13 protein-coding genes are annotated in these 12,774 nt (G+C 58.0%); 12 read left to right on the top strand and 1 reads right to left on the bottom strand.

Features of this window, described 5'->3' with window-relative positions; translation table 11 throughout:
- The first annotated feature begins 88 nt into the window (after positions 1 to 88).
- The 6 genes from dnaN (at position 89) to G6L97_RS13515 (ending at position 4,811) form a co-directional block, all read left to right on the top strand.
- Positions 89 to 1,207, top strand: coding sequence for a DNA polymerase III subunit beta (gene dnaN, locus G6L97_RS13540; protein WP_003514704.1), 1,119 nt, complete (start codon positions 89 to 91; stop codon positions 1,205 to 1,207).
- A gap of 197 nt (positions 1,208 to 1,404) precedes the next feature.
- Positions 1,405 to 1,998, top strand: a complete 594-nt coding sequence (gene pmtA / locus G6L97_RS13535) for a phospholipid N-methyltransferase PmtA (RefSeq protein WP_003514702.1) — start codon at positions 1,405 to 1,407, stop codon at positions 1,996 to 1,998.
- A gap of 94 nt (positions 1,999 to 2,092) precedes the next feature.
- The gene (locus G6L97_RS13530) at positions 2,093 to 2,689 is read left to right on the top strand and encodes a histidine phosphatase family protein (RefSeq protein WP_111782866.1); all 597 of its coding nucleotides are present in this window, start codon (positions 2,093 to 2,095) and stop codon (positions 2,687 to 2,689) included.
- Between the two features lie 4 nt (positions 2,690 to 2,693).
- Entirely contained in the window at positions 2,694 to 3,401 is a 708-nt protein-coding gene (pyrF, locus tag G6L97_RS13525) for an orotidine-5'-phosphate decarboxylase (protein ID WP_111782867.1), read from the top strand.
- A 20-nt stretch (positions 3,402 to 3,421) separates the two neighbouring features.
- Positions 3,422 to 3,709, top strand: a complete 288-nt coding sequence (locus tag G6L97_RS13520; RefSeq protein ID WP_111782868.1) for a DUF1330 domain-containing protein — start codon at positions 3,422 to 3,424, stop codon at positions 3,707 to 3,709.
- Positions 3,710 to 3,830: 121 nt separating this feature from the next.
- Complete coding sequence (locus G6L97_RS13515; RefSeq protein ID WP_013635346.1) at positions 3,831 to 4,811, top strand: complex I NDUFA9 subunit family protein; 981 nt, start codon at positions 3,831 to 3,833, stop codon at positions 4,809 to 4,811.
- Positions 4,812 to 5,416: 605 nt separating this feature from the next.
- Here G6L97_RS13515 and G6L97_RS13510 read toward each other — a convergent pair.
- Positions 5,417 to 6,223 (bottom strand): undecaprenyl-diphosphate phosphatase, encoded by an 807-nt coding sequence (locus G6L97_RS13510; protein WP_111782869.1) that lies wholly within the window; start codon positions 6,221 to 6,223, stop codon positions 5,417 to 5,419.
- A 157-nt stretch (positions 6,224 to 6,380) separates the two neighbouring features.
- On the opposite strand from G6L97_RS13510, the gene G6L97_RS13505 reads away from it, so the two are divergent.
- The 6 genes from G6L97_RS13505 (at position 6,381) to G6L97_RS13480 (ending at position 12,760) form a co-directional block, all read left to right on the top strand.
- Positions 6,381 to 7,073: a glutathione S-transferase family protein gene (locus G6L97_RS13505; protein WP_003514689.1), complete on the top strand. Its 693-nt coding sequence runs from the start codon at positions 6,381 to 6,383 to the stop codon at positions 7,071 to 7,073.
- Positions 7,074 to 7,152: 79 nt separating this feature from the next.
- Positions 7,153 to 8,304, top strand: a complete 1,152-nt coding sequence (gene queG, locus G6L97_RS13500; protein ID WP_075807508.1) for a tRNA epoxyqueuosine(34) reductase QueG — start codon at positions 7,153 to 7,155, stop codon at positions 8,302 to 8,304.
- A 3-nt stretch (positions 8,305 to 8,307) separates the two neighbouring features.
- Positions 8,308 to 9,180, top strand: coding sequence for an SDR family oxidoreductase (locus G6L97_RS13495; protein ID WP_038489593.1), 873 nt, complete (start codon positions 8,308 to 8,310; stop codon positions 9,178 to 9,180).
- Between the two features lie 427 nt (positions 9,181 to 9,607).
- Positions 9,608 to 9,976 (top strand): septal ring lytic transglycosylase RlpA family protein, encoded by a 369-nt coding sequence (locus tag G6L97_RS13490; protein ID WP_013635343.1) that lies wholly within the window; start codon positions 9,608 to 9,610, stop codon positions 9,974 to 9,976.
- Between the two features lie 61 nt (positions 9,977 to 10,037).
- Positions 10,038 to 11,327, top strand: a complete 1,290-nt coding sequence (locus G6L97_RS13485) for an RsmB/NOP family class I SAM-dependent RNA methyltransferase (protein WP_111782870.1) — start codon at positions 10,038 to 10,040, stop codon at positions 11,325 to 11,327.
- Between the two features lie 155 nt (positions 11,328 to 11,482).
- Positions 11,483 to 12,760, top strand: coding sequence for an imelysin family protein (locus G6L97_RS13480; RefSeq protein WP_003514680.1), 1,278 nt, complete (start codon positions 11,483 to 11,485; stop codon positions 12,758 to 12,760).
- The last annotated feature ends 14 nt before the right edge of the window (positions 12,761 to 12,774 follow it).

Genomic DNA, 12,774 nt, shown 5'->3' with positions numbered 1-12,774 from the left:
TCCACATTATCCGGCGTTCCGGCCGGTCAAGACTCTTCTTACCGATCCGGCGGTGGCCGGGTCGCAACGGTTGAAAGCGGTAGCGTCCATGCGTATTACTCTTGAGCGGTCGAACCTTCTTAAATCGCTGAACCACGTCCACAGGGTCGTCGAGCGTCGTAACACGATCCCGATCCTGTCCAACGTTCTGCTGCGCGCATCCGGCGCCAATCTGGATATGAAGGCGACCGACCTCGACCTCGAAATCACCGAAGCGACGCCGGCCATGGTGGAGCAGGCGGGCGCGACCACCGTGCCGGCGCATCTGCTTTATGAAATCGTGCGCAAGCTGCCGGATGGTTCCGAAGTGCTTCTGGCCACCAATCCGGATGGCTCCACAATGACGGTTGCTTCCGGCCGTTCGAAATTCTCGCTGCAATGCCTTCCAGAAACCGATTTCCCGGATCTGACCGCCGGTACCTTCAGCCACACCTTCAAACTGAAGGCGACCGACCTGAAGATGCTGATCGACCGGACGCAATTTGCGATTTCGACCGAAGAGACACGCTATTATCTGAACGGCATCTTCTTCCACACCATCGAAAGCAACGGCGACCTCAAGCTGCGCGCAGTTGCGACGGACGGTCACCGTCTTGCGCGCGCCGATGTGGATGCGCCTTCCGGCTCCGAAGGCATGCCGGGCATCATCATTCCGCGCAAGACCGTCGGCGAATTGCAGAAGCTGATGGACAATCCCGAACTTGATGTCACCGTCGAGGTATCGGACGCGAAAATCCGCCTGACCATCGGCTCGGTCGTTTTGACCTCGAAGCTGATCGACGGCACCTTCCCGGATTACCAGCGCGTCATCCCCACCGGCAACGACAAGGAAATGCGCGTCGATTGCCAGACCTTCGCCCGTGCGGTCGATCGCGTGTCGACCATCTCTTCCGAGCGTGGCCGCGCCGTGAAGCTGGCGTTGACCAACGGCCAGCTGACGCTGACCGTCAACAATCCGGATTCCGGCAGTGCAACGGAAGAAGTGGCTGTCGGTTACGACAATGATTCGATGGAAATCGGCTTCAATGCCAAATATCTCCTCGACATCACCTCGCAGCTTTCCGGTGAAGACGCGATTTTCCTTCTGGCGGATGCGGGCTCGCCAACGCTCGTTCGCGACACCGCCGGCGACGATGCGCTTTATGTTCTGATGCCGATGCGCGTTTAAATTGGACTTTTTGTCTTCGAATCAATCAAAAAACGCCGGTGGATCGCTCCACCGGCGTTTTTTGATTCGGCGCAGATAGATTTCTAACGCTAAACGAATTTTTCCAATTACGACATTTTGCCTTGTTTTAGCGCCAAATGAGATAAACAGTGCGTAACATTTTTTTGACAATGACCAAAATACATCCGAGGGGAATTATGGCACTCAACCTGAAGCAACGCTTTGAAAGAAAATTTGAGGAAGAAATCCGCTTTTTCAAAGGCATGGTCAGCCAGCCGAAAAAGGTCGGAGCCATCGTCCCGACATCCTCCATCACGGCAAGAAAAATGGCGAGTGTCATCGACCCGCATTCAGACTTGCCAGTTCTCGAACTCGGCCCCGGCACCGGTGTCATCACCAAGGCCATTCTGGCACGCGGCATCAAGCCGGAGCGCCTGACGGCCATCGAATATTCGACCGATTTCTACAACCAGCTTCTCAGAAGCTATCCCGGCGTCAATTTCATCAATGGCGATGCCTTCGATCTGAATGCGACACTTGGCGAGCACCAGGGCCAGATGTTCGACAGCGTCATTTCCGCCGTACCGATGCTGAATTTTCCGATGGCCGCCCGCATCAAGCTTCTCGACGAATTGCTGAAACGCGTGCCGCACGGCCGCCCCGTCATACAGATATCCTACGGTCCGATTTCCCCGATCGTTGCGCAGCCGCATCTCTACCACATCCGCCATTTCGATTTCATCGTGCGCAACATTCCTCCGGCGCAATTGTGGACCTATACGCGGGCCTGATCACACGGCAGAGTGGGCAAAGGCGTCATTTCCCGGTCGTGACAGATGGTTAGGGTCCTGATTTGCCCTTCCATCGCCATTGAGGACCGTTCCCATGCACGCCCTTTACATTACCCATCCCCAGGTCCGGATCGATCCGGCGGTTCCGGTTCCGGAATGGGGACTTTCGGACTTGGGTGCACGGCGGGCGTTTGAGGCAAGCCGCCTGCCATGGGCACGCGCATTGCGCCGGATCGTGTCGAGCGCGGAAACCAAAGCCATCGAAACCGCCCGAATCCTTGCTGAAACATCCGGCGCGGATATTGAGATCATCGAGGCGATGCATGAGAACGACCGGTCGGCAACAGGCTTCCTGACGCCGCCGGAATTCGAAAAGGCTGCCGACTGGTTTTTTGCCCATCCGCGAGAGAGCTTTCACGGCTGGGAACGGGCAATCGATGCGCAGGCGCGAATTGTTAACGCCGTCACGGCCGTTCTAGGCCGGCACGACCCGCAACAGCCGATTGCCTTTGTCGGCCATGGCGGCGTCGGCACGCTTTTGAAATGCCATATCGAAGGCGTCGGCATCAGTCGCGGCAAGGACCAGCCACCCGGCGGCGGCAATCTTTTCCGGTTCCCAATCGCCGAATTTTCACTTGCAGCTCAGCGCCCCACATGCGACTGGACGGCAATGGAAACATGGCAGGGATAAGACAATGACCGCGCGCGAAAAACTGATCGTCGGGCTCGATGTTCCGACTGTGCAACAAGCTGAAGACATCGTGTCGAAGATCGGCGATGAGGTTCTGTTCTACAAGATCGGCTATCAGCTGGTATTTGCCGGTGGTCTCGAATTCGCCCGCGACCTTTCCCAGAGCGGCAAGAAAGTCTTTCTCGACATGAAACTGCTCGACATCGACAACACCGTCGCCTCCGGCGTCGAAAACATCGCCCGCATGGGCATGTCGATGCTGACCCTGCATGCCTACCCGAAAGCCATGCGCGCCGCAGTCAAGGCAGCCGAAGGCTCTGGCCTCTGCCTGCTTGGTGTCACCGTGCTAACCTCGATGGATGATGCCGATCTTGCGGAAGCCGGCTATGCATCGGATGCCCGTTCGCTGGTGCTGCGCCGTGCGGAACAGGCGCGCGAGGCGGGCATGGGCGGCATCGTCTGTTCGGCAGAGGAATCGACGGCGGTGCGTGAAATCTTGGGCCCCGACCTTGCCGTCGTCACCCCTGGTATTCGCCCGGCCGGTGCCGAGGCGGGAGACCAGAAGCGCGTGATGACGCCTTTTGACGCCATCAAAGCCGGTTCGAGCCATCTGGTTGTCGGCCGCCCCATCGTCAGAGCAGAAAATCCGAAAGCAGCAGCCCGCGCCATTCTTGACGACATGCTGCGCGCCAGCTTTCCGGCAAATCAATAAGGACCATCGGAGGAGACGAAATGGCAAAGGGCTACTGGATCGCGCGCGTCGATGTACGCGACAACGAACGCTACAAGGACTACGTGTCGACAGCGAAGCCCGCTTTCGAGCGGTTCGGCGCCAACTTTCTCGCCCGCGGCGGTGCGTTGACCGAACTTGAGGGCAAGGCACGCGCACGCAACGTCATCATCGAATTCCCCTCGGTGCAGCACGCGATCAATTGCTACAACTCGCCCGAATACCAGGCGGCGGCCAAAATCCGTCAGGAAGTCGCCGACGCGGAGATGATGATCGTCGAAGGAATTTGACGGTCGTCAACCGCATTTCCAAAACTAGTCCCGGGCCTTGTGACAACGTCTCTTCACGCGCGCACGGCTTTGGGCTAAGAGACTGAAAAACGCTTTATCGACAGCTTCTGAGGAGCCTCCCATGACCTTGGCCAACCTTCCACCCCTCGTCACCGTTTTCGGCGGTTCGGGTTTCGTCGGGCGGCATGTCGTGCGGATGCTCGCCAAGCGCGGTTACCGCATCCGCGTTGCCGTGCGCCGTCCCGATCTTGCTGGTTTCCTGCAGCCGCTCGGCAATGTCGGCCAGATCTCGTTTGCCCAGGCGAACCTGCGGTATCGCGACTCCATCGTCAAAGCCATCGAAGACGCCGACCACGTGGTCAATTGCGTTGGCATTCTGGCCGAGAGCGGCCGCAACACCTTTGACGCCGTGCAGGAATTCGGCGCGAAAGCCATTGCCGAGGCAGCCCGCAACGCCGGTGCAACGCTGACGCACATCTCCGCCATCGGTGCCGATGCCAATTCGCCGACCGGCTACGGCCGCACAAAGGGCCGCGCCGAGGCAGCAATCCATTCCGTTCTGCCCGGCGCCGTGATCCTGCGTCCTTCGATCATCTTTGGACCGGAAGACGACTTCTTCAATAAATTCGCCAAGATGGCCCGCAGCCTGCCGTTCCTGCCGCTGATCGGCGGCGGAAAAACCAAGTTTCAGCCGGTCTATGTCGAAGATGTAGCAGAAGCCGTTGCCCGCAGCGTGGATGGCAAGCTGAAGCCCGGCGCCATCTATGAACTGGGTGGCCAGGACGTCATGACGTTCCGCGACTGTCTTGAGGCGGTTCTTGCCGCAACCTACCGTCAGCGTCCTTTCGTCAACCTGCCTTTCGGCGTCGCCTCAATGATCGGCAAAATCGCTTCGCTGGTGCCGCTGATTACGCCGCCGCTGACTGTCGATCAGGTGACCATGCTGAAAAAGGATAATGTCGTTTCCGCTGACGCGGAAAAGAACGGCCTGACCCTGGAAGGCATCGGCATTACGCCCGTTCGCGTTGCTTCCGTCCTGCCGTCCTACATGGTGCACTATCGCCCGCACGGACAGTTCTCGAACGCCGGAAAAGCAGCATAAACCTACCGTCGCGCATTAACGATCTGAACGAAAGCGGGAGCCATTCCCGCTTTTTGTTTTTGCGCAATTCAATCGCAACCAAACCGCTATTGGCGCATTTCCCCCTCAACTGCAGGGGAGGTGCACCATCGACTGAAGCTGTTTTGAACAGCCGGGTAAAAGTTAACGGCAAAGTGGCCTCCACAGCCAAGCGTGGCACAAGCGCAACTGTGGAAAAGACTTCGCATTAACCCGGTATTCAGCAAGCCGCTTTATTGATAATGGCCACATTCCTAACATATCCAGAACCCTCACTTCACACACGGCGGCGTAATCCGCGCGAACGAACGTCTGAAAGGCAATAATAAAATGGGCAGATCTATCGCACTCTTTTTTGCGTGTGCGGCTTTGGTGGTTCTGGCGGGTTCTTTCATGGCGCCGGGCACGGTTGCAGCGGGCAAGAGCGGTTGCGCTCCCGCCTACGGTGTTGACCCTTGCGCAACGGCTTCGATCAGCACGAACTGATCAGCTTTCACAAGTCTCAAATAAAAAGCGCCTCCGGATTCTCCGGGGCGCTTTTTATTTTGTCCGTGCATTGGAAACGAACGGCTATTTTAAAGCTCGGCTCAACGGTAGAGCAGAAGTGCCACCAGACCCAGCGAGCCGATGACGATGCGCCACCAGGCAAAGGGTGCAAAACCGCGTCGCGAGACGAAGTCCAGCAGCGAGCGCACGACGAAGAGGCCGGAGACGAAAGCGGCGATGAAGCCTACGGCAATCAGCGCACTGTCATCGAAGCTCAGCGCATCGCGGTTCTTGTAGAGATCGAGCACAAACGCGCCGAGCATGGTCGGCATCGCCAGGAAAAACGAGAATTCGGCGGCGGAGCGCTTGTCCGTGCCCATCAACAGCGCGCCGACAATGGTGGCGCCGGACCGGGAGGTGCCCGGAACCATCGCAAGGCACTGGAACAGACCGATCTTGAAGGCAAGCGACGGCGGATAATCCATGATGTCGGTATATCTGGGCTTCAGCGGCATTCGGTCGACGGCCAGCAATATGACGCCGCCGATAACCAGTACGATACAGATCAGGATGGGTGTTTCGAACAGCACCGTCTTGATGAAGTCATGCGCCAGAGCGCCGATCACCGCCGCCGGCAGGAAGGCGACAGCGACGGCCAGCACGAAGCGGCGCGCCTTGGCACTTGTTGGCATCGCCACGGCGATCGACACAAGCTTCTGAAAATAAACAAGAAGGATAGCAATGATCGCGCCGAGCTGAATGAGAACGGCAAAGGTGTTGCCCGGCGATTTGAAGCCGAGAAAATGCCCGGACAGCAGCACATGCGCCGTTGAGGAAACGGGAATGAACTCCGTAAGACCCTCGATAATGCCCAGCAAAAGCGCGCTGATGATCGATTGGTCACCCATGAGGTATCCTTTTTTCAGGGGGAAGCGGGAATGGAAAGCAATTGCGTTAAACTTGTTTTAAAGTAGCCAAGCTCTTATAGCGTCTTGATGAAGCGAAACTGAAAAAGTTTTCCGGCAATTGTCGATCATGACAACCAATCGTAAAAATTGAGTACCGATGCCAACTCTCTATCACTCTCCCATGTCGACCGCATCCCGGTTCGTTCGTCTGATCCTTTCGGAATACGGGTTCCAGACCGATCTCGTAGAGGAGCAGCCGTGGGAAAGAAGGCGGGAGTTTCTGGCGCTGAATCCGGCGGGCACCCTGCCGGTCTATCTCGATGATAATATGCGCTCTCTCAGCGGTCCCTACGTGCTCGCCGAGTTTCTCGACGAAACGCACGGGGTTTTGAAGCGTGACCGGCGATTGCTGGCGGAAGACCCGTTTCAGCGGGCGGAAATCCGCCGCTTGACCGAGTGGTTCCTGCAGAAGATGGAAAACGATGTGACCCGACCGCTGGTGCGGGAGCGGGTTTATAAATTGCAGATGACGGCGGCGCAGGGTGGTGGCCCCCCGGATTCCAAGCTTCTGCGCACCGCGCGTAACAATGTTCGTCAGCACATCAAATATCTGGAATGGCTGGCGGGTTCGCGGACGTGGCTGGCGGGCGACCGGTTGAGTTATGCCGACCTTGCCGCCGCCGCCTCTGTCTCGGTGCTGGATTATCTCGGCGAAATCAACTGGCTTGAAGCGCCAATTGCCAAGGAGTGGTATCAGCGGCTGAAATCGCGCCCGTCCTTCCGGCCGTTCCTCAGCGAGCGCATTCCGCGCCTTGCCCCCTCCTCCCACTACGCCGATCTGGATTTCTAAGTTCCGGCCTCCCGGTTATTTGCTGCGGCGTGTAGCTACGCATATATATGTCGCAGAGTAACCCGCAGGAGAAACGACCATCGACGTTGCCAGCGACAAGCAGCGGATACGCGCTCGCAAACTGACGGACTTCGTTCGTCAGGAGGCGCTTTCGCTCGGCTTCGATCTCTGTCGTATCACCGCGCCGGACAGCATTCCGCTGGCACCAGGACGGCTGAGGCAGTTTCTGGATAAGGGCTATCATGGCACCATGGCGTGGATGGAGCAGACCGAGGCCCGTCGCGCCGAGCCGAAAACGCTGTGGGGCGACGTGCGCTCCATTGTCATGTTCGGGCTGAATTACGGGCCTGAGGAAGATCCTCGCGGCCTTCTTTCGAAATCCGACAAGGCAGCCATTTCGGTCTATGCCCGCAACCGCGACTATCACGACGTCATAAAAGGGCGACTGAAAGAAATCGCCACCCGTTTTGCCGCGCGCGCCGGCGAGGACGTGAAGGTCTTCGTTGACACTGCGCCGGTGATGGAAAAACCGCTTGCCGCAGCCGCGGGGCTCGGCTGGCAGGGCAAACACACCAATCTGGTCAGCCGCACCCATGGTTCCTGGCTGTTTCTCGGCAGCATGTTCACCACCGCCGAGCTTTTTCTTGATGAGGCCGAGAAGGACCATTGCGGCTCCTGTCGCGCCTGTCTCGATGCCTGTCCGACGGCCGCCTTCCCCGCCCCCTACCAGCTGGACGCCCGCCGCTGCATCTCCTACCTCACCATTGAGCACAAAGGCGTCATCCCGCACGAGTTCCGGCCGATGATAGGCAACCGCATCTATGGCTGCGACGATTGCCTTGCCGCCTGTCCCTGGAACAAATTCGCGGCCAGCGCCTCCGAGATGAAGCTGCAGGCGCGCGAGGATTTGAAGGAACCTTCCATCGCCTTCCTGCTGACGCTGGATGACGCTGCCTTCCGCAGCTTCTTCAGCGGCTCACCGGTCAAGCGCATCGGGCGTAACCGCTTCATCCGCAACGTTCTGATAGCTGCTGGAAACTCGCGCGACCGGCAATTCGTGCAGCAATGCAAGTCTCTCGCCGAAAAAGACCCGGCACCGGAGGTGCGCGGCATGGCCGCATGGGCTTTGTCGCAGCTTATGGACAGCGAGGAGTTCCGTGCATACTCTGCCGGCCGCGCCCCGGAGCCTGATCCGGAGGCTGAAATGGAATGGCAACTGGCAGAGGCGTGACCCATGCATGTGATGATTTTCGGCGCAGGATATTCGGGCAAGGCCATCGCAAACGCGCTGAAAACCGAAGCTGCAACGATATCGGGCACCACGCGCAGCACGGACAAGTTCGCAAGCCTTGCTGCAACTGGCATGACACCCTTCCTGTTCGACGGTGCCCATCTTAATGACGATCTCATCGCCACAATGACCAATGTCACCCATCTCGTGCAGTCCATCGCGCCGGGCAAGGATGGAGATCCACTGCTTGCGCTTTTGGGCGACGACCTGAAACGGCTTCTGCCCAAGCTTGAATGGATCGCTTATCTTTCCACCGTTGGCGTCTATGGCGACCATGACGGCGCATGGGTGGATGAGGAAACCCCGTGCCGCCCGGTTTCCGCCCGGTCCGTGGAACGCGTTGCTGCCGAAACCGCGTGGGCTGCGGCTGCTGAAAAAGCGGGCGTGCCGCTTGCCATCTTGCGCCTTTCGGGAATTTACGGCCCCGGACGCAATAGTTTCATGAATTTCGAAAAGGGAACGGCGCGCAGGCTGGTGAAGAAAGACCAGGTGTTCAACCGCATCCGGGTTGAGGATATTGGTGCGGCCCACGCCTTTCTGGCGCGGAGAAATGAACGCGGCCTCTTCAATGTGACGGATGATGAACCCGCCCCGCCGCAGGATGTGGTGAGCTTCGCCGCCACGTTGATGGGCGTTGAGCCGCCTCCCGAACAGGCATTCGAGACCGCCGATCTGACGCCGATGGCACGCTCCTTCTACGGCGAGAACAAGCGCGTTTCCAACGCCAGGATACGTGGCCTCGGTTTCGATTTCAGCTTCCCGGAGTACAAAATCTCCCTGACACAATTGTGGGAAAGCGGCCTCTGGCGGGGCTAAAAATCCCCCATTTAAAAGCGATGAAAAATCCTTCCAAACCCGTTTTTGAGGATGGTTTTGGTGGTTTTTCAGTCAATTAGGCTTTTATTAACCATGCAAAAATCGCTAAAATCATAGCCATTAGAAAAATATTTCACTCACATTTCGTGAACTGGATTCACGAAGGCGTGACTTGTAACAGCATTTCCATTGAGCATTGATTCTGCGTCATTTTTTCCACTTTTCAACAATAAGGCACTGACGACACCTTTCCGGCTAACGATCACGAATGTTACAGCCTGTAACACTTCGTGATTTGAGATCAGCTTTTTTTCGCCATTTTTCCCTCGCCCTACAATCTCGCATTCAAACGCGTTCAGGCCAGACAATGGCCGTTTAGCAAGGGCACAATCAATCGGCGCGGGGCCGATTTTCAGGGAAGCACAGTTTGTTGAATATCCGTCGTATAACTTTCACCGTCGCAACTATAGCCGCCTGTTCCATCATTGCGCCTCTTCAGGCTAATGCGGCAAATGGTTGTGGAGGGGCATCGTGGTATGCGTTGAGCTCCAAGACTGCTTCGGGCGAGCGTATGAACGCCGCCAACATGACCGCCGCTCACCGCTCGCTGCGGTTCGGCACCAAGGTCAAGGTTACCAATGCCCGTAACGGCAAGGCCGTTGTGGTGCGCATCAATGACCGCGGTCCGTTCATCAAGGGTCGCGTTCTCGATCTTTCCAAGGCCGCTGCCAAAAACATCGGCATGATCAGTTCCGGCACCGCCAAGGTCTGCTACGAGGTCGTCAGCGCCGATTGAGCCTTGCCCTTGCCGCCATTCGCGTCTACCAACCGGGCTAATCAGCAAAATGAGGTAGACAATGCGTTTGGGCGGGCGTTTGGCCGGAGCAATCGAAGTATTGGCGGATATTGAGGGACGCAGGCGTCCCGTTGCCGATGCTCTGAAGGACTGGGGACTTGCCCATCGTTTCGCGGGTTCGGGTGACAGGGCCGCGATCGGCAACATCGTCTATGACGCGCTGCGCATGAAACTGTCACACGCCTGGCTGATGGATGACGACAGCGCCGCCTCGCTTGGTTATGCAGTTCTGCTGCGCCAATGGGGCAAGAGCTTTTCGGAACTTGCGGCGGAATTCGACGGCGACAAATTTGCCCCTGCCGCGCCTGATGAAGAAAAGCAGAAAGCCTTTCTCTCCCGTTCTCTCGCCGATGCACCAGCCCATATTCAGGGCGACATTCCCGAATGGGTTCAAGCATCCTTCGAGACGGCGTTCGGAGAGGGCTGGCTTGCCGAGGCGCAGGCGCTGAACCAGCGCCCGACACTTGATCTGCGGGCCAACACGCTGAAGGCCACTCGCGACAAGGTGCTGAAGGCGCTGGAAGAGAGCGGTGCGGAAGCAACGCATATCGCCCGTCAGGGTGTCCGCATCCCCGCCGGCGAAGGCCCTTCCCGCCTGCCGAATGTGACCGCAGAACTGTCCTTCCAGAAAGGCTGGTTCGAAGTGCAGGACGAGGGATCGCAGATCGTTGCCGATCTTGCCGGCGCGCATGAAGGCGAACAGATACTCGATTATTGCGCCGGTGGCGGCGGCAAGACGCTGGCCATGGCCGCCAGCATGAACAACAAGGGTCAGGTTCACGCCTTCGACGCCGATCGCAAGCGGCTCGCGCCGATCATCGAGCGGCTGAAACGAGCCGGCACGCGCAATGTGCAGGTTCATGACCGCGCAGCCGGACTTGTCCCGTTTCATGAAAAATTCGATCGCGTTCTGGTGGACGCCCCCTGCACTGGCACCGGAACATGGCGCCGGCGGCCTGACACCAAATGGCGGCTGACGACACGCAATCTGGAAGAACGGGTACAGCAGCAGGGCGAGGCCCTTTCGCAGGCCAAGGGTTTTGTGCGCCCCGGCGGCGAGCTGCTTTATGTCACCTGCTCGGTTCTGCCCGAGGAAAACGAGCAGCAGGTCAAGCGCTTCTGCGAAGAAAATCCGCAATTCTATATCGGTTCGGCACTGGATCGCTGGCAGACGACTTTTGGCGGCAATGCAAACAAACCGCATTCCTCTGACGGCAAGACAGTGACGCTGACGCCTGCAACTACAGATACGGATGGTTTCTTCTTCTGCGTAATGAAACGCAAAGCGTGAAACAGGTTTTGCACGCGCTGATTTTACTTCGAAAAATACCGAGTAGCTTGTTTCAAAGCATTCTAAACTAGAATATTTGACACAAGTTTGCGATTGGGTCAGAACTCGCTTGCCGCAGCGTGAAGTTATTTCACGCCTGCCCAAGGAGAGGGATCATGATCCGCAAAACCATTCTCAGCGCGTCTTTCGCGCTTCTGGCCGCATCCGCGACCTTCACCGCGCTTCCCGCCCGCGCTGCGACCGACGCCGCCGCTGTCGTCAAGCATTACGCCGACGTCGCGCATGCGAAATACGAGGATTCGCTGACCACGGCGAAGGCGCTGGACAAGGCAATCGACGCGCTGATCGCAACACCGAGCGAAGGAACGCTGAAAGCTGCACGTGAAGCGTGGATCAAGGCGCGCGTTCCCTACCAGCAATCGGAGGTCTATCGTTTCGGCAACCCTGTGGTCGACGCCTGGGAAGGCAAGGTAAACGCCTGGCCGCTGGATGAAGGCCTGATCGACTATGTCGACGGTTCCTACGGCACCGAGAGCGACGAGAACGAGCTTTACGTCGCAAACATCATCGCCAATCCGAAGATCAAGATCAGTGGCGAAGATGTCGATACCTCGAAGATCACCCCCGAACTGATCGAAAGCCTGCACGAGGCGGGCGATGTCGAAGCCAATGTGACGACCGGTTACCACGCCATCGAATTCCTGCTCTGGGGCCAGGACCTGAACGGCACCGGACCGGGTGCGGGCAACCGCCCCTATACCGACTACGACAAGAAGAATTGCACGAACGGCAATTGCGACCGCCGCGCCGATTACCTGAAGTCCGCCTCTACCCTGCTGATCAAGGATCTTCAGGAAATGGTGGACGCCTGGGCGCCGGAAGGCGAAGCCACCAAGACAGTGGAAGCCGACCCGAAAGCCGGCCTGACCGCCATTCTCACCGGCATGGGCTCTCTTTCCTATGGCGAGCTGGCAGGGGAGCGCATGAAGCTCGGCCTTCTGCTGCACGATCCGGAAGAGGAGCATGATTGCTTCTCAGACAATACCTATAATTCGCATCTTAACGACGCCATCGGCATCGCATCTGCCTATACCGGCGAATATACCCGTGTGGATGGAACGAAGATGACCGGCGCCTCGCTGTCGGAGCTGGTCGGCGCCAAGGACAAGGCGCTGAACGACGAGATGACGGCGAAGCTGAACAAGACGCTCGACGCCATGCATGCCATGGAAAAGCGTGCCCAGACGGTCGAGGCCTACGACCAGATGATCGGCGAAGGCAACAAGGAAGGCAACGCCGTGGTTCAGGCGGCCATCGACGGCCTTCTCGACCAGACGAAAACCGTCGAACGCGTGATTGCGGCACTCGATCTCGGCAAGATCGAACTTGAGGGTTCCGCCAGCCTCGATAATCCGAACGCCGTCTTCAAATAAGAGCCAATGCGGGC

Origin of the sequence: Agrobacterium tumefaciens (assembly GCF_013318015.2) — a bacterium.
Classification (GTDB): Bacteria; Pseudomonadota; Alphaproteobacteria; order Rhizobiales; family Rhizobiaceae; genus Agrobacterium; species Agrobacterium tumefaciens.
This window is presented reverse-complemented; position numbering and strand designations above follow the sequence as displayed.